We start from the raw sequence: 21,982 nt of genomic DNA, 5'->3' as shown, positions 1-21,982 counted from the left end.
TGCGATGGAGGACGACGGCTGTTCGCTCAGATCAGCCGCGCCCGGGCTTTGGACCTGGCAGCCCGCGCGGGGGCCGGTGCGGTGGGTGGCTGCGGTCCTGGCCCGGTCACCCCGGGACTGTGCAGTCCAGGATCCTCCCGTCCACCGTCCCCACGACCAGTCGCCGTTGGTCCGCCCGGAACGCGACGGACATCGGCGTGACCGGGTGGCCGTGCGCGAGCAGGGTGTGCCGGTCCCGCACCTCGCCCGTCGCCGTGTCGAGCGTCTCTACCTCGCCGGTGAGGTAGACGACGTACACCCCCCGCTCGTCGCCGTCGAGACCGGCGAGCGGCTGGTCGCTCTCGTACACCCAGCGCACCGCTCCGTCCGGAAGCCGACGGTTCACGACGTACGTGCCCTGGCGGGCTTCTGCGTAGGTGGGGCCCCGCTCGTACGACCGGCCTGCTTGGACGAGGGTGTCTCCCAGCTCGACTGCGGGGCCACACCAGGGCTGGAGTGCGGACGCCGGGTCCCAGCGCACGGGGAAGAGGGCGCGCACGGTGGCGGGACCGTGGGCGCCTGGCGGCTCGATCGCGTGGATCCACGGCGCGTCGCCGTCCTGGCCGGGACCGTCCACGTACAGCAGACGGCTGCTGTGTCTGACGCGCAGCGCCGGGGAGTTGGAGCGACGGGGCGCAAGCCCGACTCGTGCCGCCTCCTGGTGCGCGGGGTCGAGCAGCAGCGCGGCCTCTGCGTCGCGCCCCAGCGGGCGCAGGGCCAGCCAGCCCTCGCCCGTGGCGCTCAACGCGGGGGCCGACGGCATGTCCACACGGTCCACCACACCGCCGTCCGCCGTCGATATCCGCCGAACCGTGGTCGCCCGGTCGACCAGCCGCCCCGTCCCGGCGTCGCGACGGAAGCCCCGGTACGTCACCCACGCCGACTCGTCGTCAGGGGCCGCCTCGACCTGGACGCTTCCCTCCCCGCCGGCTGGTAGAGCCCAGCTCAGCGCGCCGGACGGATCCCAGCATTCGAGGTCCGTGTGCCGGCCGGTAGCCAGCACCCTGCCGTCGGCCAGCACCGTGAGGTCCCGTACTTCCGCCCGCCGCCGCCACCGGCCCTCCGTCAGCCGGGCGAGGGCGTCCTCCACATGGGGGTCGTAGAGGAGCCCGCTTTCGACCATCGGATGGCGAACGTGGTCGGGGTCGACCAGACCGGCCGGAGCGGACAGCCAGTCGTCGGCCGCCACGGCCAGCTCGAAGCCTGCGCGGAAACCGCCATCCTTGTCCTCGGGGGAGAGCAGCATCGCGAGCCTGCCGTCCTCCAGCCAGCGCAGGTGCCGCACTTGGCGGCTCTTGCTCAGCAGGTCCGTCACGAGCCCGGTCTCGAGGTGCAGCAGAAGCAGCTGTCCCTCGAAGTCCCACGAACCGTCGTAGCGGCCGGTGCCCACGGCGACGACCGGCAGCTCCGGGTGAGGCTCGATGGCACATACGGAGTAGCGGGAGGCGACGACGTGGCGCGGCCGGAGGGTATCGGCTTCGTACACGCCGATCCGGTGGCCGAGCCAGCGACCCGTGCCGTGCCACGGGACGTGGCCGAGGTCGCCGGCCGTGATGACGCAGCCGTGACGTGTGGCGGTCACCGCCCACTCCGGCCGACCGATCTCGGCGAACGGCTGGTCCCCGAGTATGCGGCGGACGGTCAGCTCTTGCGGCACGACGATCTCCCCTCAGGCGGCGCACAGTCTGCCAGGTCCGGCCCGGGCGTTCCTGTGCCCTGTCGAGTCGCTCGACTCATCCGCGTACGAGGACGGGCCGACGCGCTGTCCTGACGGCCGGCGGCCCGTGCCGAGCGGTGCGACGTGCGGGTGTTCTCGAAGACTGTCACGGTGCGGCCGGGGACCCGGCGGGTGGGGTCAAAGTCGCGAACGGGGGAGTCCAGGCCGTACTGCTGTGGACCGACGTGACACCCGAGCATGCCCTCCTCGGTCATGACGACGCCGATGTGCGCCACGCCGCCCTTGTCGCTGCCGGCCCCCTCATCGAGCACCCCCTCCTCACCCAGCACCACGCCGCTATGGTCGGCCACGCCCAACGTCTGCCGGCCACCAGCGCTGACCGGCACCACCGAGGCCGCGTCCTGGACGCGCTGAAGGCTTGGGGTCCGGACACCAGCGGCCTGGAGGACGCGTCCGACATCGCGGCGCGGCCGTGAGCACTACGCCCTCCTCAGAGCCGCGCGCGCTTCTCGGCAAGGCGGCTACAGCGAAGACCCGCCGTTCTGACTCAAGGTTCCCAATCACCCCGGATCATCCGCGCCGCATCGCAAGAAGTTGATCAGAGCCCAGTCTCGCCTGCGTCGCCACGCTGCCCGCCATTCGACCGTCATGCAGCTGTACACGTCCTACGCGGACAAGCGTCTCGACATCGTGAACGGGCTCCTGGACGCCACCGAGGAGTGCAGGCGTAGGCAGGGGTGACGGCGGGCCGTTTGCCCCCGGCCGGGATCGGGAGCAGGGTGGACATCGGCTGTGGCCGGTACCGCGACACCCGGTCCGGGCAGCCGGAGGCGGAGCGAGGAGGAGAGACCGATGACCGCACCGGAGTTCGGCCCGGAAGCCGTGCCCGTCGTACGCCGCCAGGGCGAGTCAGACAGTGTGTTCTGGGAGCCGAGTGAGCGCTGGGTGCGTGCGACGGCGGGGGAGATCACCGTCGTGGACAGCCATAGGCCGGTTCTCGTGTGGGAGCCCGGCCGCCCAGTCCCCCTCTACGCCTTCCCGACCGAGGATGTCCGGACGGACCTGCTGCGGCGAACGGAGCGGCCCGCCAGCCGGCGGCGTCACGCGGGAGCGACGGTCTTTTACGACCTCGTGCTCCCCGATCGGACCGTCGGGGCGGCGGCCTGGACCTACCCTGGAGAGGATCTGGCCGGCCACATCAGCTTCGAATGGTTCGGGCGCGAGGCTCTCGACCACTGGTACGAGGAGGACGAAGAGATCTTCGTGCACCCCCGCGACCCGCACAAGCGGGTGGACGCCCTGCCCAGCAGTCGACATGTCCAGGTCGAGATCGAGGGTACGGTCGTCGCGGACACGCACACGCCGGTTCTCCTGTTCGAGACGGGTCTGCCGGTGCGCTTCTATCTCCCGCGGGAGGACGTCCGCCTCGACCTGTTCACCCGTACCGACGGGCGCACCCGCTGTCCGTACAAGGGTGTGGCGAGCGAGTACTGGTCCTGGGCCGGCGAAGGTGACGTGCGGCCCGACATCGCCTGGAGCTACCCCGATCCCCTGCCTTCCGTAGGGATCATCAAGGACCGGGTGGCCTTCTACGACGAGTCCGTCGACGTCGTCGTGGACGGGGTGCGGCGGGAGCGGCCGGTCACGTTCTTCAGCCGACCGTCGCGGTAGTTGCGCACAGGGTCTCGCCCCACCGGACGGTGACATCCGGCGGGCGGCCTGTGCCTGAGGACCGCGGCGCGTGCCGTACCGGTTCGTTCCATCTCGCCGTTTGCCGGGCATGCGGTGGCCATGTCGCGCTGATCAGCGTGGGCTGTGCTCGACATATCTGTCTGCCTCATCCTGGGGTGCCATCTGGTCGATTCGAGCGGCGAGAAACGAGAAGTCCACGTAGGGGAGCTGCAATGGCTCTTCCTTCCGCTGGAGATCTTCAGGCAGTACGCCAGACCCAGGCAAGGGCGGCCCCGGGGGTGATGCAGGACAGGAAGGCGGCCGGACCGGCCGACTCCCATCCCAGGGCGGTTGGCAGCAGCAGGAGCAGTCCGAGGACGAGGATCCCAAGGGCCGGAAGGTGTACGACGGGTCTGAACCGCCGTACACGGGGCGCCATGTCCCAGTCGAGAGCGCCCTTCAGGATCGCCGCCGGCGGAACCATAAGGATCAGGCCGAAGAGAAGGTAGAAGTTGAGGTTGGCCAGGCCCGGCCGTTGGCGTCGGCCGTCGGTCAGCACCGGCGAATCCGGGCGAGGGTCTCCCGGCGCGTAGTACAGCTGGATCGTCGTGCCCGCCTTCGGAGCGTGCTGGGTGATCATCGCGCGCTTGGTCACCTCGCGGGGCGCGTCGTCGTAGGGGATCCTCAGGACGAGGTCGGTTTGGTAGTACACCGGCTCGTCGGAGTCGTCCTGCCCGCGGACCGGATCCCCGGCGAGCCGGACCACGGTCACCGGATGCTCCCCCCAGCCGGCTGCGTCCAGCCGAGCAGTCTCCCGTCCGTACTCCGGAGAGACCATGAGTCCCATGGCGAAGCAGGCCAGGGTGGCCAGCGGCACCAACAAGGCGACGAACCACACCAGCGCGCGGCTGCTGTACTCGCCGTCGCCGCTCGAGGTGGCGCGGAAGGGCCTGGTACTCGCGAGACCACGCCGCGGCCAGTACGACTTCCGCCGCGGGGCCCGGCGCGAAGAGAAGATCCAGGCGACGGCGAAGAGCAAGGACAGATTGGCCACCGCCGTCTCGAAATGCAACGGCGGGTACGGTCCGACGCCCCACAGCACGCACCCGATTGCCCCAGCGGCGCTGAGCACCATGCCCCAGCCGGTGAGCGTGGTCCACACGCTCCGCCCGTACTGATACCTGCGTTCGCCTGCCTTCATTCCCCTTCCCCGAGTAGCGCGGCGGCCGACTTCTCGGCGAGGTCCTCGGCATGTGGGGGCAGCGGGAGACCCGCTCGCAGGTGGCGGCGGATCGCGGCGAGCGGTAGGTCGATCAGGGCCAGAATGATCCGGTCCTGGCCCTCGGGCCCGGTCGCGCCGAGGTCCGTACCGAGCTGGTCGAGGCGGGCGAACACCCGTCCGTTGCCCTGGTCGGCGCGCTCTCGGTGCTCCTCGGACCAGCTGGAGCGGCCGAACTCCTCGGCGCCGTACAGGAGCAGTGCCGCCTCCCGGGGGTGGGCCCGGCTCCAGGCGACGACGTGCCGGGCACCGGCCCGGGCTGCCCGCCGCGGGTCGTCCTCGCCGTCGAGGGCGGCGAGGTACCCCTCCTGGAAGCCCTCGACGGTGCGCAGCCACACCTCGGCGAGCAGTGCGGGGCGCCCGGTGAAGCGGTGGTACACGGATCCGCTGGGCGCTCCGACGGCCTGGGCGACGGCGGACATGGTGACAGCCGCAGGGCCGCCGTCGGCGGCGAGGAGGACAGCGGCGTCGAGGAGCTCGCCTGTGTCGAAGCGGGGTGGTCTCGGCATGAATCAGAGAGTACTCTCCATATCAATTAGAGATTCATCTCCAATTGAAGGGTGGGGGACATCCATGCCCGTCCACAACGTGCACGAACGCCTGCTGTCGATGGGGTCCGAGGAGGCCGGCGCCATCCTCGCCTCCCTGTCCGCCGGAACGGCCGACCGGCTCTGGCCGTACGGCACTTGGCCTCCAATGGAATTCGACCGCCCGCTGTCGGCAGGCGCGAAGGGCGGCCACGGACCGGTCCGCTACACCGTCGCCGCGTACGTCCCCGGAACCTGGATCCGCTTCACCTTCACCGGCCCGCGCGGCTTCCACGGCTTCCACGAGTACGCCGTCCTGCCCGTCGACGAGGAGAGGACGGTACTGCGGCACACTCTCTCGATGACGGTCAGTGGCCTGGCCCGGCTGAGCTGGCCGCTGGCCTACCGCTGGATGCATGACGCCCTGCTGGAGGACAGCCTGGACCTCGCCGAGCGCCCCGCCCGGCGGGCCCGCTGGTCCCCGTACGTCCGGCTGCTCCGGGCCTTGGCCGAGAGGGTCCAGTGACCGAGGCGGGTCCGGGGGCCCGTCGCGAGCCGAGGCCTTGCGGTCGGTGAGGAACAGCGGGCCACGGGTACGGCGGGCGATCACTTGAGGAGAGGGGACTGTCAGTGCCTGACGGCGACCAGGCCTGGCGCCAGCATGCTTACCTGGGTCATGCCCCCAGATCCTCCGTCACCGGGTTCGCCCGGGGCCAACAGGCTCGGTCTTGCCGCCAACGTGTAGCCCCCGGGCTCCTACGCCACTGGGCGCTGGCCGCCCGGACCCGGCGTCGTGGGGCAGTTCGTGGCTGCACAGGGTGCAGGAGTCGTTCTCCGCCGACGGGGGAGCGGGGAGCCGGTGCAGGCAGGCGGGGCAGGTCGTGACGCTCAGGGGGTCGAGCAGGCTCTGCGCCTCGGCGAGCATCCTGGGCTTGACGAGGTCGTCCGCGTACTGAGCCCGCAGCGGCATCATGCGGGCGAGTTGTGTCTCGCAGTCGCGTACGACGGCGGATGCCTTCCGGGCGCGCTGGGCAGCTTGCTGGTGCTCGCGGCGCAAATGCCCGACGAAGGCGGTTCCGGCTGGCCCAGCCCCGTCCAGGGCGTGGAGCTGTTCGTTCAGCTCCAGCAGTTCGCGCTCGTAGGCTTGGGCCGTGAGGGCGTCGCCTGCGGGAAGGTCCTGTTCTTCGACGAACGCCCGAGCCGCGGCGAGTTCGGAGCGCGCCTGGGTGAGTCGGGTTCCCAGCTCCCGGATGCGCTGTCCGAGCTCGACGGCACGGTCGTCGTGGACGCCGAAGACGACGTCGACGACCTGCATGAGCTTGTGCTTCTTCATGAACTCGTTCTCGAAGAGGAAGTTCATGGAGGCGATGCGCTCGTGCGGCAGGATCGCCGGCGCCATGAGGTCGCGGAAGCTCAGGGGATCGGTGCGGGACTCGCGGCTCGACGGGGCCTCCCGCAGCTGGACTCCCGGCCGCCGGTCGGGAGTCTTCGCTGGCACCGACTCGCCGGAGACCCTCACGAACGACCTTCGCGTCCCCCAGCCCGCTCGTACGGCCGCGCCGCAACACGCTCGGACCTGACAGGGGAACGCGTAGACCAGGGCTGCCGCGTCTGCTCCGGACTCTGCCCCTTGCTCGAAGATGCTCAAGCCCTGGATCAGGAACCGGCACTCATGCACAGGATGCCGTCCGTGAGTCGACGTAAGGGGGTGGTAGACGGGATTTGTGTGAGTGTCAGGTCCATCATGCCTGTTCAGAGGGCGTTTCGGTAGGACGTACTGCACGTCCGTTCGGCCTTGTGGCGACTGGTACCGCGAGCCAGACTCGTCGTCATCCACTTCCGGCCAACCTGTCGGCAACCTTTCTCGGTTGTCGGCGCGTTCGCTGTGCTGTCTCGCCGTGTGACGTGCACAGGTCGGGGGTGGGGGGACGAAGGGGGATCGATGGATCAGGACATGGTTGTGCTGGCGAGGGTCAGGCTGCTCAGTGCCAACCGGCGGGTGGTGCGCGGTGCCGAGGGACTGTGGATCTACCGCGTTCTGGCAGAGGTCGAGCCGGAGGCGTACGGGTCGAAGCTGGCGTACGTCCTGGTGGAGGCGAGCGCGTCGCCTCTGGTGCGGGAGTTGCCCGAGCGACGGTTGGCCCTGTTGGACGAGGCCGTGGAGGTGGCGAAGGCCCTTGGTGCGTCGAACCCCTACCGGGCGAAGGTGCTGGCGAGGGCCCTGGCTGCCAGGCAGCGGGAATTGGAGGGCCGCCAGGTGGAGCCGCTCGCGTCCGATGGGCGGGAGTATCAGCCGGGTCTTCAGGGAGAGCCGCAAGAACGCGCATGACCCGGTGGGTGCAGGTGCCGGGCCTTGGCTCCCTGGACGGTGAAGAAGGGCAGGGCCCAGCCCCGCTGTTTGGATGGAGTGGCGTCTGACTCCTCGGATGTACAGCTCGGAGCGTGGGTGCCGACACGGTCGGGACCCACGCTCCCGGATGCCTGGCACTGGGGGACGGGCCCGTACTCGCCTATCGGCAGGCACAGTCCGATCGACGTCCATTCCTTGTGGAATCCCGCGGCGCGGCCTCCGCCGTCCTGGAACAGGCCCTACGAACTCCTCAGGACTGCATTCGAGAGCCGACACCTGCGGATCCCGGTCCAGCATGACCTGCGTACGCATCGTCCCGACAGAGCCGTACCAGGTGCGCCGTCCGTCCTCGTTGCACTCTTCTTCGAGTTCCGGATCGCCGGGGTCCGACTGGCGTCAGCCGGCTCCACCCAGGTCCCGAGCCCACGGCTGATGCGGCAGGTGCGTCACGCCACGCCGTGCAGGTTCTTGGCGGTCGGTGAGGTCTGCACCGTGGCCGGGTCCGGGTAGGTCCCGAGGAGGCGATCGGCGCTGGCGGTCGTCGTGACCGTGAACCAGTAGTGCTCGTTCTTGTAGTGGTGCAGCCGGTGGTTGCGCCAGACCGCCTTGTAGGCCCTGCTCCGCGGCCGGTAGTCACTGTGGATCAGGTAGTGCGTCCACTCGTAGACGAGCCCTGCCGCCGCCACAGTCACCATGAACGTCAGGGCCTGGCCCAGTCGCGGGAAGGCGATGAGGGCCGCCGCGTTGTAGCCCACGATGACCCAGACGAGTGCCTTCCAGGGGATGAAGACCAGGGGGACTTGGCGCGGGTCGACGTGGTGTTCGCGGTGCTTCCTCGCCAGAAGGGTGTCCAGTACGACTCCGGCGACCTTCCTCGGACGCCAGTGCAGCACGAAGACGTGTATCAGCCACTCGAGGAGCGGAAACAGCAGGATCAGGATGACCGGGGCGTACGCGTCGTCGATGCGCCAGTCCCAGATGACGATCCTGCAGGCAAGCACTGTCACCAAGACACCGCTGATCATCCACGGTGAGGGGTAGCGCCAGAAGGCCCGGAAGACGCTTCCCAGCGCGACCTCGGTCCGGCGGGGCGACGACTGCGTGGCCTCGTCCGCCCGAACGAGGGCACGGGCGGTCTCGTCTGAGGTCCCGTCAGCGAGTGCCCGCTTCCGTATGAGGGTTCTACGCAGGTTCATGACTCTCCTCGAGTTGATCGATGACGTCGATCAGGGCCTCGGTCGCCGGGCGCAGCAGATCCTCTGCGCGGGTGCGCGCCGCAGTCGCGTCGCCTCGGACGATCGCGTCGATCAGAGCGGTGTAGGCGTCGGTCCGGTCCACCTCCGCGGCCATGACGTGCGCCAGAGCCTCCAGGGCGGGCTCGTAGGCCGCTCGGAGGCTGTTGAACATCAGGCGGAAGGTCACGGACTCGGCCGCATCCGTGACGTGCTCCCAGAAAGTCAGGGCATGGCGCTGCCTGTTCACGGGATCGGTGTCGTCGTCGAGCGCTCGGACGGCGGTCCGCAGCGGAGCGGCGAGAGCTGGTCCCCTGCGTCGTGCCGCGAGTTCCGCGATCTTCGGGCCGACGTGGAGCCGTGCCTCCAGGATGCTGCGGGCGACTCCCAGGTCGATCTCGCCCCCGGCGAACAGGAGACGAGGGAGCAGATCGAGGCCACCCGCTCTGCGGATGTCCCGAACGGTGGTGGTGTCACCCTGGCGGACTTCCACCAGGCCGGCGTGTGCGAGTCGTTGCAGCGCTTCCCGTACCGCGGGACGTGAGACGCCGAGGACTTCCGCGAGGCGTCGCTCGCTGGGAAGGCTTTCGCCGGGGGCAAGGCTGCCACTCACGAGTTCCCCGAAGAGCTGGTCGAACACTTCGTCAGGAACCGAGCGTCGGTTGACCGGTTGCAGAGGCATTCGGAGACCCTACGAGCACAGAGGACTGATGGTCTAGTGGTAAGACCAGTCGAGTTGGAATCTATGACTCAGGAACATCCCGTCCGGTCCACCAGGAGCCGTGGGTGAATCCGGGGGCTCAGGGCGTGTCTCCTCTTGCGCGGGTCTCCCCGACGGTCGCGATCTCGGGTTCGTCGACGGCGACGGGCGGGCATGCCCCCGCCGGGGCGCGCGGCGTGCTGGGGAGCCCGTATCGCTCCGCGCACCACACCGCGGCCCCGACGGACACGGAACGGTGTCAGCGGTGGCGCTTGAGGGCCCGACCGGCACCGATTCCCGCCACATGAAGGGCGAGGGCAGTCAAACCGAGCAGCGTCACGTTCGCCGAAGAGAACACGTCGTTGGTGCTGATGTCCGCCGCGTTGATCAGCCAGGCGATGAAGAACAGCACCGCAGCCACTATGCCAAGCATGAACAGCTCCTCTCCAAGGGTGCTGTCCGTCTGCCCCCACATCACCGTTGTAGGCCGCGGCACAGGTTACGGTCGGAGGTTGCGAGGCGGACGACTCCTCCCAGCGGTGCCCGGCCCGCCCTGGTGCCGCCAAGGATCGCCCCGCGAGGTTGTCCAGGACTGCTCCGATGCCTTGATCACATCTACGGCAAGGTCATCGCGCCTGCCGGGGCGGTCAGGAGCCTGGAGACGGGCGCGCACCGACGCGGCGCGTCGTTCGACGCCACCGTGCCGAAGGCGCTGCCCGGCAGCCCTCGGGGCTGGACGCAGGCGAGCGGCGCCGCCGAACTGGTCCTGGCCGCGGGGCTCGCGATTCCGGCGACGCGCCAGGCCGGCGCCCGGGCGACGGCGCTCTTCTTCGTGGCCGTCTTCCCGGCCAACGTGAAGATGGCATACGACTGGCGCAACCGCCCCACCGCGGCCAAGACCCTCGCCTACGCACGCCTCCCCCTCCAGGTGCCCCTCATCCTCTGGGCCAGGAAGGCGGCCCGCACCGGGCAGTGAGCGCCGAAGGGCCGCCTCCCAGCAGCAATGTGACGGCTGGTCGCCGGCGTTCTCCTCGCCGGATGGAAGGCAGTACGGGACCTCTCGGAACATGCGGTCCGGGTCGTGCTTGAAGCTCTCGGGCGCGAACGCGCAGTTGATGCACTGACAGTCGTACTCGGTCGAGTCCCCAGGCTCCTTGCCGATTCCGTGGTTCCGGGCTGGTGCGACGCAGGAACAGGCTGCCCGCACATCATCCCAAGACCCTCCTCGTGCGCGGCCCTCGGCGCGACGGGTGCCTTCGGCAGCTCGATGCCAGGGCCGCCCGCGTGTCACGCCGGTCGGCAGAACCGGATGCCCGCCCCCGTGCGTGTCAGGGGGTGGCCCGACTGCCAGTCACCGTCCTCCAGCTGCCTGCGTTCACCGTGAACACCGTCAGCCGGGGGTTGACCGTGTCGCCGTATGTGTTGAAGGCGACGGGTCCGGTGACCCCTTCGAAGGTCGATCCGGCGACGGCCCGCGGCAGCTTCGCACGGGCGTCGTCGGGGAGGGTGCCGCCGTTGGCGGTCACGACCGCCTTCACCGCCTCGATGAGGGTCCAGGTCGCGTCGTAGGCATAGGGGCCGTACCAGCCTGCCGGCTCCGGGTAGTTCGCCTTCTGGTAGCGGGTGAGGAAGTCCTGCCCTGCCTCCGATTCCTCGGCGGGCACCCCGATGTTGGTGGCGAGGTCGCCCTCGGCCTCGGGGTTCGCCGTGAGGTACTGCTGGTCGAAGATGCCGTCGCCGCCCATCACGGGGACGTTTACCCCCGCCTGCTTGAGCTGTTGGGAGAGCGGCGCCGCGGTGTCGTAGTAGCCACCGAAGTAGACGGCGTCGGCGCCCGAGGACCGCACCCTCACGGCAAGGCCGTCGAAGGCACGCTCATCGGGATCGACCTGCTCGGTGCCGACGACGCTCCCGCCAAGCCTGGTGAACTCGGCCGTGAGACCGGTGGTGAGAGCGGTGCCGTGGGCGCTCGCGTCGTCGATCACGTAGAGCTTGGTCTTCTTCGCCGCATGCAGGTACCCGGCGGCGAAGGGCCCCTGGTCGACGTCCGTGGCGACCGTGCGGAAGTAGGTGGAGTGAGGGCGGGACCTGGGACCGTCGGCCCAGTCGGTGCCCAGGGTCAGGGTGGGATCGGTGTTGCCCGGGGACACGTTGACCATGTCCGCCTCCGCGAGCGGCGGTACCAGGGTTCGGGCGACACCCGAGTTGAGAGGGCCGACGACCCCCAGCACCTTCTCGTCGGACACGAACTCGGCCGCGTTGGGCGCGCCCTTGACCGGGTCGGCGCCGTCGTCCAGGGCCTTGATCTCGAACGTCACGCCGGGGACGTGCCGCGACTCGTTGGCGGTCCGGGCCGCCAGGTCGGCGGAGTTCTTCATACCGGCGCCCATCGAGGACAGTCCACCGCTCAGTGGCGCGTCCACCCCGATCACCACTGTGACAGTGGAGTTCCCCGCGCCGCCGGCTGCCCCGCGACGGCGTGCTTCGTCGTCGCGGTTCAGGGTCCAGGTCAGGACGGAGCCCGCGGTCAGCACGGCAAGCGCCGTGCCCAGGATCGCGGAGCGCCGAGTGAGACCACGCCGCCGGGCGGCCGTCCCCTCACCGTGCCGCGAATTGACCGTCGCATCGAGCGTGACACGGTCCCCGCCAGGAGGTGTGGGTACGGGTGTGGCGGCCGGCCGGTCATGCACGGGGCCGTCCGGGGTACCGGCCGCGGACCCTGGGTCCAGGACGGTGGGGGTCGGGGGCGTGGGGGCCTGCTGCGGCATCGTCGGGGCGGAGGCCTGCTCCGCCGCCGCGTCCGGCGTCGGCGCGGGGGCCGACCGGGGGTCGGGCGTGGGTGCGGGGTCGGGTTCGGCATCGCGGTCGGACGGCGCGCCGGGCCCGGCAGACTCGTCGGCCCGGCGCGGCGAGGCCCGCAGTACGGACGCGAGCATCTCAGCCGCTTCCGCCGCACCCACGCGCTGCGACGGGTCCTTCGTCAGGAGCGCGTCGAGCGCGGGGGTCAGCGGACCGGCATGGATCGGTGGTCGGTGCGGGCTGGTGAAGACGGCCACGGCAAGGGCGTGGAGCCCGACCGCGTCGAACGGCGGGTGCCCCTCGACGGCGTGGTAGAGGGTGGCACCGAGCGCCCACAGGTCGTTGGCCGGGGTCGGGCGCTTGCCTTCCAGCTGCTCCGGCGGCATGTACTGCGGCGTGCCGATGACGATCCCGCTGTGGCTCAGCCTGGTCGTGGCGTCCGCGAGGTGCGCGATGCCGAAGTCGGTGAGGACGACACGGTCCTTGGTCAACAGCACGTTGTCCGGCTTGATGTCGCGGTGGACGATCCCCGCCCCGTGCGCCTCGGCCAGCGCGTCGAGCATGGCGGCGCCGATCTCGGCCACCCGACGTACGGGGAGTCGCCCACGTTCGCCGATGGCAGCCGCCAGGGACCGGCCGCGGATCAGCTCCATGATGATGACGGGGGCGCCGTGGTGCTCCACCACATCGTGGACGGTGATGACCCCGGGGTGGCTGAGAGTGACCGCTGCGCGGGCCTCGCCCGCGAACCGCCTGAGCAGCGCGGCGCGGTCGTCGTCCTCCAGGCCCGGCGGGAAGACGATTTCCTTGACGGCGACCTCGCGTCCGAAGAGCTGCTGGTCCAGGCCGCGCCAGACCCGGCCCATACCGCCCTGGCCGATGCGTTCCACCAGCCGGTACCGGCCGGCGACAAGTTCGGGATTCTGCTCGGTCACGCGCACACTCTAGGTCCTGCTGAGCCACCCGGGTGGCGGAAAGAAGGTGTGATCACACCCCACGGTGATGAGGAGACGACGTGTCCGGCAGTGGGGTGCGACGGTGCCGGAGCCGCGGCAGCTCGCACAGCCTGGCCTTGCGCCCTTGTCACGGGCCTCGGCGCCGCAGGAAGTGCCTGCGTCAGTGGACACGGCGGATGCGGATCGGTCCTTGTACGGCTGCCGGTTCGACCGGGGGCCGCCGGGTCCACGGTGGCGGATCGCACGTCCGTGGCGCCCGGCGGCCGTCCCAGAGACGGTGTCACCCTCGTCGGGCTCCGAACACCTGCGTCCAGTAGGGACCGCCCTCGTTGTGGATGCCGATCCCGATCTCCTTGAAGTCGCAGTTGAGGATGTTCGCGCGGTGGCCCGGGCTGTTCATCCAGGCATCCATCACCTGTTCCGGGGTGCGCTGGCCCATGGCGATGTTCTCGCCGTACGTCGACCAGGGGTACCCGGCCGCCGTGACCCGCTCGCCAGGTCCGTCGCCGTCAGGGTTGCTGTGGTCGAAGTAGTCGCGCGCGGCCATGTCGTCGGAGTGGCCCTGGGCCGCCCTGTTCAGGGTCGAGTTCGCCGTGAGCGGGCCGCATCCGGCCTTGGCGCGCTCCGCGTTGACCAGGCTGACGACCTGGTCGACGGCCGAGCCCGAGCCGGAGTCGCCCTGCCTGCTCGCACCCGAACCCGAGCCGCTGCCGGAACCGGTGCCGGTGTCGGCCTCCGTGCGCTTGGGCTTGGGCGCCGAGGTGCGGGGCGTGGTCGTCTTCGCCGCATCGGGCGCCGCGGTGCGGGTCGGCGGCGTGGCCTTGGCGCTGGGCGATGTCGAGGCAGAGGCAGAGGCGGAAGCGGAGGGTGACACCGTCGAGGGGGTCGGGGTGAGGCCGGTGGCCTCCAGCGCGGACGGAAGGTCCGGCGCCGGCGCTGCCGCGCGGTTCACTTCCAGGGCATCGCCGTCTGCTCCGCGGCCGCCACTCAGGTAGAAGGACCCACCGGTGAGCGCCACGACCGCCATGCCCGCGGTGACGACGACCCTGCGCCGGTTGCGCTCCCGCTCCTGACGGCGGCGACGGCGGGCGTTCCGTGCCCCGCGCGCACCGGGCACAGCCGCCCGGGCGGCTGCACTGGCGGAGCCGAGCACCGAAGGCGCCTCCTGCGGCATGCCCGGCAGGAACGGGCGCGTCAGATCGATCGAGGCGATGTGGTCGTACCGGTCGGTGTCGTGGTTCTGATCGCTCCAGTCGGCTCGGCCCTCCGTGGCGTACTGCCACGGTTCGCGGTGCGGCTCCGGCGTCTCGTACGCATCCGGTGTCCCGGTCGCCGCCTGCGGGGTGGCCGCGAGCGCCCATGCGGCGGACTCGCGGACCCCGGCGAGCAGCGGCGTCGGCGGAGGTACCAGGGGCAGCCCGGCCAGCAGCGCTTCCAGCGGCACCATGCCTCGCCAACGGGCGGAGCACTGGGCGCAGCCGCCGGCGTGCCGGGCGAAGTGCTCGCGCCACGCGGCGCAGGGGCGGCCGTCCCAGGTACCCGCCTCGTATCCGAGGGCCGGACAGAGCGGGTCCGCCGACACCGCACCGACGACGACCCTGGCCGCGTCGAGCCGCGCCCGCAAGCTCTCCACCCCTCCCGCCGTGTGCTCGACGGGCCACTGCAGGGCCGCCGCGATCTCGTACCGGCTCAACTTGCCCATGCACTCCAGCCACCACAACGCCAGGAGAACGCCGTCGTCGGGCTCGATCCAGCGCGCCGCCTCGGCGGCCTCGCGCTCCTGCCCCGACAGGTAGAGACGCTCGATGGTCAGGTCCGCGAAGTCCGGCCCGGGCAGGGGGAGGCCATCGGCATCGCCGAGGAGCTGGGACCGCTGCATGTGTGTACGGACACTGTCCACGGCGATGGCCACCAGCCACGGCTGGAACTCGTCCGGGTCACGCAGGCCGCCCAGTCCGTCGAGGGCCCGCAGCATCGTCTCCTGCACGAGGCCGTCGACGTCGTGGTGTCCGTTCAGCGCGCGGCCCACCACGTTGTAGACCAGGGGCACATGGGCGGCGATCATCGGGTCCCGTGCCCACGGGTCGCCGCTCATCGCCGCCCTGACCAGCTCCCGACCCTGGGCCTGCTCCGTGCTTATGCCCTGATTCACGTTGCCTGTCCTGCCTGTTGACGATGCCGACACATGGGAGAGGTCGGCATGGGCACCGGATAACGGAATCTTGTCCGCGCCCGACGTGACGTGGGTCACGTGGCGTCGTGCCCGAGGCCGCACCATGGAGTCCTGCGGCGGTCGACGGCCCGACGGGCCGTGAGTCCGGGTCATCTGTGCCCCGTCAACGTCGGCAGCCCACGCTACGGGGTCTGTGTAGCGCCACACCTGGGCTGTGGAGTCGCGGACCCATCCGATCAGTGTGCCGTCGGGCGCGCGGTCGAGCCAGGCCCGCTCACCGTCGACGCCGGTGTACGCGGAGAAGGCGGCGTCGGGTGGCGCCCGGGTCCTGGCCGGCGTCACCTTCCGGAGCGGCGGCCGGGTCCCGGGGTGCGGCTGCGGGATCCTCGGCCGGTGCGGCCGGTGCTGCGTTCGGGTCCTCGGGGAGGTCGTCCTCGAAGTCGTCGGTGGGAGCGGGGTCGGAGACGCTGGGGTTGGCCTCGTCGAGCGAGGACTGTTCAGTGCCCGTGGTCTCGTCGTTCTCGTCGTCGTCCTCCTCCCCGAAGGGCCTGCCGCCCTGGGGGAGAGCCTTGATGGCGAATCCGTACCTGATCACGAGAGCAGGATGAGGGCGCAGCGGAGCTTGTGTCCTCTCACGCTCAGGGAACTCGGACCCACACGCGTGCGTCTCAAGGACAGGATCCGTCCGTGAATGCGAGGCCGCCTCTTGCCCCGTTCCCGCCCTCCCCGGTTACGCATACGACAGCTCCCCCCACGACCACCCATTCGCCCTCAAGGACCCCCAACACCGCCGGTTCCAGCGTCTGACGTCACCGCGCCGAGTCCTAGTCGCGTGCGGCGAATCACGGACGCAATTCGCAGCCGGTATCAACGAGCGGACTGGGCCAAGCACACTGCCGTCCTTGCTGCACTGATCGCGGCGCTCGGCCTGGGTGTAACCGCCTGGGGCACTGTCAAGGCGGCAGAGATCGCGAACGACCAGCTCGCCCAGTCGCGTGAGCAACAGGAGGAAGACGCGCGAAAGGTGGCCTCGAGCGTGACATTCTGGCCCGAGCGCGGCGGATTGGTGATCACCAACCGCGGTCTCGACCCGGTCGAGGGAACCGTGCGCCTCAACTTCCCGCTGAGCGCGGAAAACGAGCTCTACATGCGGCTCCCTGTAGGGGCGATTCCGCCTTGCTCCCGCCTGGACATCCCCGAGGTCACCATCTCCAGAACTTCCGAGCGAGTGATACGCAGGACATCCGGTGCGATCTGGGAACCGTTCGTGGTTGACGCCCTCATCGTTCAGGCGCCCTCAGGTAAGCCGTGGATCCGAGAGGAAGGGAAAGAGATCGAGAGAGCCAAGCCCGCCGATCTCCTCCTTGGTTCACACCCCCCTCACGGTGCCCGCGAACTCGCGACGAACTCCTCTGTGAAGCTGACCGCGCTCGAAGACTGCGGAAGCACAAAGTAACTTCAAGATCGTTCTTGCCCAATTGGGCAAGCGGCCGATTCACCGCTCTGGCACGCGGGCGACCTTCGGCGTGGGCGGCAGCGAACCTGTACGGGGACGGTCGCGTGCACGTAGGGCATTGGCCCGACGGAGTCGAGTGGGAGGTGCTGCTGCCAGCGACCGGCACGCCGGAACCCGTATGGCTCGGGGAAGCCCCGAGCGCAGCCGGCCTCGCCTCCAGGAAGAGTGAGTGCGCAGGAGATCGCCGAACTCCTCGACTCCTTCTCCCTGGACGATGACGTGCTGGACGTGGCCGTGCACGAGGCGTTCGCAGAGCAGGCCAGCGACGTGAACAACCAGGGCCCCGACGCCCAGGTTGAGTATTTGGCAGGCAGATGCGCCGACGTACACGCGCTGCGAGACCTGCTGCGCGACCACTCCGCCCGACACCCGGGAGGGACTCCCAAGCCGCCCTCAGCTGGCGTCGATGCCTTCCCCTGCCCCGACTCCTCGGCGACGTGGCTGGGCTGGGGCTGCTGCTCCCCTCCGAGGCGGGGACCGGGGCCGGAACTGCTGAGCCTGCCGCAGTGCGCCGCCCTGGCGGTCAGCGTTGCAACACCGGTCCGCAGCACGTACATGACGCCGGCGAGTGCTGCCCTTCGCGAACATGCAGCCGACTGGGGTAGCAGCGGCGCCGTTCGGGAGCGGGCGGCAGCAGCGGGGCCACCCGCTGCCACAGGTCGTCAGGAACAAGATCAGCACGCATTCCAGACACCCTGCCGACAAGATCACTGAGCACAAGACCCGCGACTCAACTCACTGAAGCGATCAGTAAGGAGGCACGGCCCGTGGCACCCACCGCTGTTCGCGCCGCCGCCACGAATGCTGCGATCGCCGGGTGGGTGCCGCCGCCCGCGCGGAAGGCGACCTTCGAGCGGCGGAAGAGGGGCAGCCGGGTCAGGACCACGTCCTCGGGGGCGTGTGCGGTGGCCATCTCCGGTACGAATCCGGCGCCTTGCCCGATGGCCGCCAGTGCCAGGACCGTACGAAAGTCGTTGACCTGATGGCGGATGCGCGGCTGGAATCCGGCTGCCTGACAGGCGCGCACGGCCATCGCGTGACCGGTCGTGCCGTCCCGGGCCGTGATCCACGGGGACATGGCCCACGGTCCGAGCAGCTCGGCCAGCGTTTCGCCGCGGGCGACGAGACCGGTGGCGGGCACGCTGCCGGTGGCCAGGTACATCGGCTCCTCCAACAGGGGCACCTGGTCGACCGTGGTGTCCGGTGACGCGGGCACGAAGTCGTAGTCGTGGACGAGGGCCACGTCGAGTTCGCCGGCGCGTAGGCCGTCGGAGACTCGCGCCGAGTCGATCTCCTGCACCATTGGTTCCAGCGCGGGATGCCGCTGGGCCAGTTCGGCCAGCGTGGCGGGCACGATCGCGGGGCCGCCAGAGGGAAACGTCCCGATCCGCAGCGGCCCGGCGATGCCCTCGCGTGCCCCGGCCAGCTCGGAGACGGCCAGTTCGAGGCGTTCGAGGACGGCATCGGCGTGGGTGACGAGGGTGCGGCCCGCGGGGGTGAGCACCACCCGTCTGCCACTTCGTTCCAGCAGGGGTACGCCCGCCTCGCGCTCAAGCACGCTCAGCTGCTGGGAGACGGCCGAGGCGGTGAAGGTCAGCGCCTCGGCGACGGCCGCGATGGTGCCGCGTCGGTCCAGTTCGCGCAGCAGGTGGAGTCGTCGAACATCGAGCATAAGGTGAGCTTACGTATAAGCGAAGAAACATGAACTGGATCTACCGGGTTTGTGTCGGTCAGGCTGGGCGCATGAAGCCCGAAGCGAATCTCACCGGCCTGTTTGTCCCTTTGGTGACTCCGTTCACCGACGACCTGCGCCTCGCCCCGGACGCGCTCGCCTGCCTCGCCGACGAGGCGCTGTCGGTCGGCGGCGCTCGGGGACTCGTCGCCCTGGGCACCACTGCGGAGGCGGCCACGCTGACCACCGAGGAGAAGCGGGCGGTGGTCCGCATCTGCTCGGCCGCCTGCCGGGCACACGGAGCTCCGCTGATCGTCGGCGTCGGCACCAACGACACCGCCGCCGCCATCACGACACTGCGGGAGCTCGCTCAGAGCGGTGACGTCGCCGCGGCGCTGGTTCCCGCGCCGCCCTACACCCGGCCCGGTGAGGCGGGAACGCTGGCGCACTTCACGGCACTCGCCGAACACGGGGGCCTGCCGCTGGTCGTCTACGACATCCCGTATCGCACCGGTCAGTCGCTCAGCACCGGCACTCTGAACGCGCTCGGGCACCTACCGGAGGTCGTCGGGGTCAAGTACGCGACCGGTGCGATCGACGCGGCCGCGATGGAACTGCTCGGCTCGTCGACACCGGGCTTCGCGGTGCTCGGCGGCGATGACGCCGTCATCTCGCCGCTGCTCGCGTCGGGCGCCCGCGGCGGCATCCTGGCGTCGGCCAATGTCCGCACCGCTGACTTCGCCGAGCTGATCTCGCTGTGGCAGCGAGACGCCACCGGACCGGCCCGCAGGCTGGGAACGGAGCTGGCCCGGCTGTCCGCCGCGCTCTTCGCCGAACCGAACCCGACCGTGATCAAGGGGGTGTTGCACGCCCAGGGCCGTATTCCCAGCCCGGCCGTCCGGCTTCCGCTGCTGGCCGCCTCCGCCGATTCGGTCCGGCTAGCGGCGGCCCTGTCCGCCACCAGGACCCACCAAGCCCACCAAGGGACCGCGGCCTGAGACAGACCGTGGTCCCCGGGGGAACCCCGTAGACCTTCGATGCAAGCCGATTGGGCCCGGCCCGCTCCCGTGCCACCACACTCCCCACATGGGCGAGCTGTCCAGGCGGCCAAGGCGGCGGGTCGATCCACAACGTGGACCTGTCAGCTGCTGTGATGATGAGATTGCGACGATGCCCGAATGACTTATGAGATCCGGAAGACCTACCTGCAGGCTGCCGAGAAGGCGGTGCACCTACTGGCCACAGAGCAGGTAGCCCGACGCTGGGAGACCGAATCCGTGCTCCCCGGGATGTCCGTGGGTGGGCTGGCCGGCCACCTTGCGCGTAGCGTCCTCCAGGTCGAGTGGTTCCTCGACGGTCAGGTAGTCGGCGCAGAACCGGTGTCACCGGTTCGGTACTACGCGCGGCTCGCCGATACGTCGCTGCCGGACTCTGCGCTGAACGTCGGAGTGCGTGCCCGCAGCGAGGAAACTGCCGCAGCCGGCCCCGCAGTCGTGGCTGAGCAGGCCCGGTCAGCGTGGATGCGGCTGACGCAGCGGCTGGGCATGGAGTCGGCCGATCGGCGGGTGGCTGTCCTTCACCGGCCGGGAGAGGAGATGTTGCTCGACGGATACCTGCAGACCCGTTGCGTCGAGCTAGCGGTTCACCTTGATGACCTCGCGCTCAGTGTCGACGCGCCATGCCGAGTGCCCGATGGTGCGCTCGCCATCGCGGTGGACGTGCTCGTTGCCGCCGCCCGGGACCGGCACGGCGACCAAGCCGTGCTGCATGCGCTCGCCAGGCGTGAGCGTGACGTTGACCAGGCCCTACGTGTGTTGTAGGTATACGAACGACGCGCCGATCTCCACCAGGGGCTGCTCGAACTGGCCTGCAGCCTCGTATGCTTCCGCCGCCTGCGAACCTCATTCTGAAACGATCAGTAAGCCTCCGTCGGCCCTGGTGGGCGGCCGGTGGGTCGGCGGAGGCGGGACCGGTCTGAAGTTGCCCCACAGATAACACCCCAATATCTGCGGCAGCTTGATCCGTCACCTGCGGTGACGTTCTCCGGCCGCTACGCGAAGCGGCCCCGTTGTCTGCGGCAGGGGGAAAGCGGTGCCCACGCTCGGGCCGGCCGCTCGCCTCGGTGGAGGACGCCGAGATCGGCGAGGTGCTGGAGCTGCTGTGGGGCCGCTCGGCGGTGAACACCTGGAACGCCCCCCTCGGCGCCGTGCTGTCCTGGACGGGCTGGTGCTCCGAGCGCGGGTACGAGGGGGCCCGACGGTCCCGGCCTGGGCAAAGAGGCTGGCGGTACCGGACTCCGAGACCCCGGCCCGTTCGAAGATGGCCGTCGACCGGCTGATCGCCGGCGCGACGTCCACCTCCGTGAGAAGACGCTATGGCGGATGCTCTACGAGACCTCGGGGCGGGCGGAGGAGATCCTCGGCGTGAACATCGAGGACCTGGACTTCGCCGGGCGCCGCTGCCCAGTGAAGGCGAAGGGCGCCCGGACCAAGGCCCGCCGTCGCGGCCAGGCCCGCGAGGACTACATGCTGGAGACCGTGTACTGCATGTAGAGCCCAGCCGGCGTTCGGGTCGTGGGGCACGTAGTCCGGTCCGGCATGGGCTCCTGCCCGGAGACGCGAGAAGTCTGCATATCCGGCGGCGCCTGGGTAGCTCTGCAGGAATTCATCTTGTTCCCCTTCGCAAGGCCCCGGGTGTCCGCACCCGAGGCCTTGCGTATGTCCCCCCGTCGTGCGCAAGATCCGCTCATGCTCAGGGGATTGATCAAGGGAGACAACGCCTTCGTCCCGACGGCGGCACTGCGCGTCGCCGTCCGGAACGGCGTCGACGTCGCGGCGCTGCTCGTGACGGAACAGGGCAGGGTCCGGGGGGACGCCGATATCGTGTTCGACGGCGCTCCGGCCCACCCGTCGGGCGCGGTACGGCTGTCCGCCGGCGAGGACGGCACGGTGTGGCTGGAGACAGGCCTCACCTCGGTCGAGGAGGAGATCACCCGCGTCCTCGTCGTCGCGTCGGCGGAGGAGGGCGCGCTGCGGGACGTGTGCGGGCTGTCCGTGGAGGTCTTCGGGCCGGACGGCGCGACGGTCGTGGGGTACGAGGTGACCGACGCGGGCGGCGAGACGGCGATGGTCCTCGCGGAGCTGTACCGCCGGTCCGGCGGCTGGAAGTTCCGTGCGGTCGGCCAGGGGTACGTGGACGGGCTGACGGGCCTTGCGGTGGACCACGGGGTGGACGTGGACGAGGATCCAGAGGAGGTCCTGGAACGGACCCCGACGCCCGCCCCCCCCCCCCCCCCCCCCCCCCCCCCCCCCCCCCCGGGGCCGGGCCCCCCCCCCCCCCCCCCCCCCGGCCCCCGGCGGGCACCGGGCGGGGGCCAACCCGGGCGCAGAG

19 protein-coding genes and 4 pseudogenes are annotated in these 21,982 nt (G+C 70.3%); 11 read left to right on the top strand and 12 right to left on the bottom strand.

The window, feature by feature from the left end:
• Nucleotides 1-106: 106 nt before the first annotated feature.
• Nucleotides 107-1,696 (bottom strand): hypothetical protein, encoded by a 1,590-nt coding sequence (locus ACFC0D_RS19265; RefSeq protein ID WP_376437069.1) that lies wholly within the window; start codon nt 1,694-1,696, stop codon nt 107-109.
• Nucleotides 1,697-1,941: 245 nt separating this feature from the next.
• Here ACFC0D_RS19265 and ACFC0D_RS19260 point away from each other — a divergent pair, with 245 nt between their 5' ends.
• Both ACFC0D_RS19260 and ACFC0D_RS19255 read left to right on the top strand, forming a co-directional pair.
• Nucleotides 1,942-2,193 carry a hypothetical protein gene (locus ACFC0D_RS19260; protein WP_376437066.1) on the top strand — a complete coding sequence of 84 codons (252 nt, stop codon included), beginning with the start codon at nt 1,942-1,944 and terminating at the stop codon, nt 2,191-2,193.
• 376 nt (nt 2,194-2,569) lie between these two features.
• Nucleotides 2,570-3,388 (top strand): DUF427 domain-containing protein, encoded by an 819-nt coding sequence (locus tag ACFC0D_RS19255; RefSeq protein WP_376437063.1) that lies wholly within the window; start codon nt 2,570-2,572, stop codon nt 3,386-3,388.
• Between the two features lie 259 nt (nt 3,389-3,647).
• Here the strand turns inward: ACFC0D_RS19255 and ACFC0D_RS19250 are convergent, their stop codons facing one another.
• Together ACFC0D_RS19250 and ACFC0D_RS19245 are read right to left on the bottom strand one after the other, a co-directional pair.
• A complete protein-coding gene (locus ACFC0D_RS19250; protein WP_376437060.1) occupies nt 3,648-4,589 on the bottom strand; it encodes a hypothetical protein in 942 nt (313 codons plus the stop codon).
• Nucleotides 4,586-5,176: a TetR family transcriptional regulator gene (locus ACFC0D_RS19245; RefSeq protein WP_376437058.1), complete on the bottom strand. Its 591-nt coding sequence runs from the start codon at nt 5,174-5,176 to the stop codon at nt 4,586-4,588. The genes ACFC0D_RS19250 and ACFC0D_RS19245 overlap by 4 nt, the downstream gene beginning before the upstream one ends.
• A gap of 64 nt (nt 5,177-5,240) precedes the next feature.
• Between ACFC0D_RS19245 and ACFC0D_RS19240 the strand changes: the two genes are divergently transcribed.
• A complete protein-coding gene (locus ACFC0D_RS19240) occupies nt 5,241-5,720 on the top strand; it encodes an SRPBCC family protein (RefSeq protein ID WP_376437056.1) in 480 nt (159 codons plus the stop codon).
• 168 nt (nt 5,721-5,888) lie between these two features.
• Here ACFC0D_RS19240 and ACFC0D_RS19235 read toward each other — a convergent pair whose 3' ends face one another.
• The gene (locus ACFC0D_RS19235; RefSeq protein WP_376437054.1) at nt 5,889-6,692 is read right to left on the bottom strand and encodes a hypothetical protein; all 804 of its coding nucleotides are present in this window, start codon (nt 6,690-6,692) and stop codon (nt 5,889-5,891) included.
• A 444-nt stretch (nt 6,693-7,136) separates the two neighbouring features.
• Between ACFC0D_RS19235 and ACFC0D_RS19230 the strand changes: the two genes are divergently transcribed.
• On the top strand, nt 7,137-7,523 hold the full coding sequence (locus ACFC0D_RS19230; RefSeq protein WP_376437051.1) for a hypothetical protein: 387 nt from the start codon (nt 7,137-7,139) through the stop codon (nt 7,521-7,523).
• A 467-nt stretch (nt 7,524-7,990) separates the two neighbouring features.
• On the opposite strand, the gene ACFC0D_RS19225 is transcribed toward ACFC0D_RS19230, so the two are convergent.
• The 3 genes from ACFC0D_RS19225 to ACFC0D_RS19215 form a co-directional block, all read right to left on the bottom strand.
• A complete protein-coding gene (locus ACFC0D_RS19225; protein ID WP_376437048.1) occupies nt 7,991-8,740 on the bottom strand; it encodes a sterol desaturase family protein in 750 nt (249 codons plus the stop codon).
• Nucleotides 8,727-9,458, bottom strand: coding sequence for a FadR/GntR family transcriptional regulator (locus tag ACFC0D_RS19220; RefSeq protein WP_376437045.1), 732 nt, complete (start codon nt 9,456-9,458; stop codon nt 8,727-8,729). Before ACFC0D_RS19220 ends, ACFC0D_RS19225 begins: the two co-directional genes overlap by 14 nt.
• 277 nt (nt 9,459-9,735) lie before the next feature.
• Nucleotides 9,736-9,909, bottom strand: a complete 174-nt coding sequence (locus ACFC0D_RS19215; protein ID WP_376437042.1) for a hypothetical protein — start codon at nt 9,907-9,909, stop codon at nt 9,736-9,738.
• Nucleotides 9,910-10,104: 195 nt separating this feature from the next.
• On the opposite strand from ACFC0D_RS19215, the gene ACFC0D_RS19210 reads away from it, so the two are divergent.
• Nucleotides 10,105-10,452 (top strand): hypothetical protein, encoded by a 348-nt coding sequence (locus tag ACFC0D_RS19210; protein WP_376437137.1) that lies wholly within the window; start codon nt 10,105-10,107, stop codon nt 10,450-10,452.
• Between the two features lie 352 nt (nt 10,453-10,804).
• Here ACFC0D_RS19210 and ACFC0D_RS19205 read toward each other — a convergent pair whose 3' ends face one another.
• The 3 genes from ACFC0D_RS19205 to ACFC0D_RS19195 all read right to left on the bottom strand — a co-directional run bounded on the left by ACFC0D_RS19205 (nt 10,805) and on the right by ACFC0D_RS19195 (nt 15,999).
• A complete protein-coding gene (locus ACFC0D_RS19205; protein WP_376437039.1) occupies nt 10,805-13,210 on the bottom strand; it encodes a bifunctional serine/threonine-protein kinase/ABC transporter substrate-binding protein in 2,406 nt (801 codons plus the stop codon).
• Nucleotides 13,211-13,511: 301 nt separating this feature from the next.
• Entirely contained in the window at nt 13,512-15,383 is a 1,872-nt protein-coding gene (locus ACFC0D_RS19200) for a CAP domain-containing protein (protein ID WP_376437037.1), read from the bottom strand.
• Nucleotides 15,384-15,678: 295 nt separating this feature from the next.
• Entirely contained in the window at nt 15,679-15,999 is a 321-nt protein-coding gene (locus tag ACFC0D_RS19195; protein WP_376437034.1) for a hypothetical protein, read from the bottom strand.
• 237 nt (nt 16,000-16,236) lie between these two features.
• On the opposite strand from ACFC0D_RS19195, the gene ACFC0D_RS19190 reads away from it, so the two are divergent.
• Nucleotides 16,237-16,860 carry a hypothetical protein gene (locus ACFC0D_RS19190; protein ID WP_376437031.1) on the top strand — a complete coding sequence of 208 codons (624 nt, stop codon included), beginning with the start codon at nt 16,237-16,239 and terminating at the stop codon, nt 16,858-16,860.
• 590 nt (nt 16,861-17,450) lie between these two features.
• Here the strand turns inward: ACFC0D_RS19190 and ACFC0D_RS19185 are convergent.
• Nucleotides 17,451-17,605: pseudogene (locus ACFC0D_RS19185) on the bottom strand (transposase); the annotation flags it as partial.
• Between the two features lie 45 nt (nt 17,606-17,650).
• Nucleotides 17,651-18,592: a LysR family transcriptional regulator gene (locus tag ACFC0D_RS19180; RefSeq protein WP_376437028.1), complete on the bottom strand. Its 942-nt coding sequence runs from the start codon at nt 18,590-18,592 to the stop codon at nt 17,651-17,653.
• A gap of 71 nt (nt 18,593-18,663) precedes the next feature.
• On the opposite strand from ACFC0D_RS19180, the gene ACFC0D_RS19175 reads away from it, so the two are divergent.
• The 5 genes and pseudogenes from ACFC0D_RS19175 to ACFC0D_RS19155 all read left to right on the top strand — a co-directional run.
• A complete protein-coding gene (locus tag ACFC0D_RS19175) occupies nt 18,664-19,590 on the top strand; it encodes a dihydrodipicolinate synthase family protein (protein WP_376437025.1) in 927 nt (308 codons plus the stop codon).
• Nucleotides 19,591-19,770: 180 nt separating this feature from the next.
• The gene (locus ACFC0D_RS19170) at nt 19,771-20,412 is read left to right on the top strand and encodes a maleylpyruvate isomerase N-terminal domain-containing protein (RefSeq protein ID WP_376437022.1); all 642 of its coding nucleotides are present in this window, start codon (nt 19,771-19,773) and stop codon (nt 20,410-20,412) included.
• 3 nt (nt 20,413-20,415) lie between these two features.
• Nucleotides 20,416-20,502 (top strand): annotated as a pseudogene (locus ACFC0D_RS19165) (IS5/IS1182 family transposase); the annotation flags it as partial.
• A gap of 194 nt (nt 20,503-20,696) precedes the next feature.
• Nucleotides 20,697-21,135 (top strand): annotated as a pseudogene (locus ACFC0D_RS19160) (site-specific integrase); the annotation flags it as partial.
• A gap of 54 nt (nt 21,136-21,189) precedes the next feature.
• A pseudogene (locus ACFC0D_RS19155) lies at nt 21,190-21,801 on the top strand (TerD family protein); the annotation flags it as partial.
• Nucleotides 21,802-21,982 lie beyond the last annotated feature (181 nt).

Source organism: Streptomyces sp. NPDC056222 (assembly GCF_042264065.1).
Classification (GTDB): domain Bacteria; phylum Actinomycetota; class Actinomycetes; order Streptomycetales; family Streptomycetaceae; genus Streptomyces.
The sequence above is the reverse complement of the archived record's forward strand: the minus strand, read 5'-3'. Positions and strand labels throughout refer to the sequence as shown.

Excerpts from the sequence above, each read along its gene's own strand:
- ACFC0D_RS19245 (WP_376437058.1), bottom strand. The coding sequence starts at position 5,176 with ATGCCGAGACCACCCCGCTTCGACACAGGCGAGCTCCTCGACGCCGCT.
- ACFC0D_RS19220 (WP_376437045.1), bottom strand. The coding sequence starts at position 9,458 with ATGCCTCTGCAACCGGTCAACCGACGCTCGGTTCCTGACGAAGTGTTC.
- ACFC0D_RS19170 (WP_376437022.1), top strand. The coding sequence starts at position 19,771 with ATGACTTATGAGATCCGGAAGACCTACCTGCAGGCTGCCGAGAAGGCG.
- ACFC0D_RS19180 (WP_376437028.1), bottom strand. The coding sequence starts at position 18,592 with ATGCTCGATGTTCGACGACTCCACCTGCTGCGCGAACTGGACCGACGC.
- ACFC0D_RS19215 (WP_376437042.1), bottom strand. The coding sequence starts at position 9,909 with ATGCTTGGCATAGTGGCTGCGGTGCTGTTCTTCATCGCCTGGCTGATC.
- ACFC0D_RS19250 (WP_376437060.1), bottom strand. The coding sequence starts at position 4,589 with ATGAAGGCAGGCGAACGCAGGTATCAGTACGGGCGGAGCGTGTGGACC.
- ACFC0D_RS19255 (WP_376437063.1), top strand. The coding sequence starts at position 2,570 with ATGACCGCACCGGAGTTCGGCCCGGAAGCCGTGCCCGTCGTACGCCGC.
- ACFC0D_RS19175 (WP_376437025.1), top strand. The coding sequence starts at position 18,664 with ATGAAGCCCGAAGCGAATCTCACCGGCCTGTTTGTCCCTTTGGTGACT.
- ACFC0D_RS19240 (WP_376437056.1), top strand. The coding sequence starts at position 5,241 with ATGCCCGTCCACAACGTGCACGAACGCCTGCTGTCGATGGGGTCCGAG.
- ACFC0D_RS19230 (WP_376437051.1), top strand. The coding sequence starts at position 7,137 with ATGGATCAGGACATGGTTGTGCTGGCGAGGGTCAGGCTGCTCAGTGCC.
- ACFC0D_RS19225 (WP_376437048.1), bottom strand. The coding sequence starts at position 8,740 with ATGAACCTGCGTAGAACCCTCATACGGAAGCGGGCACTCGCTGACGGG.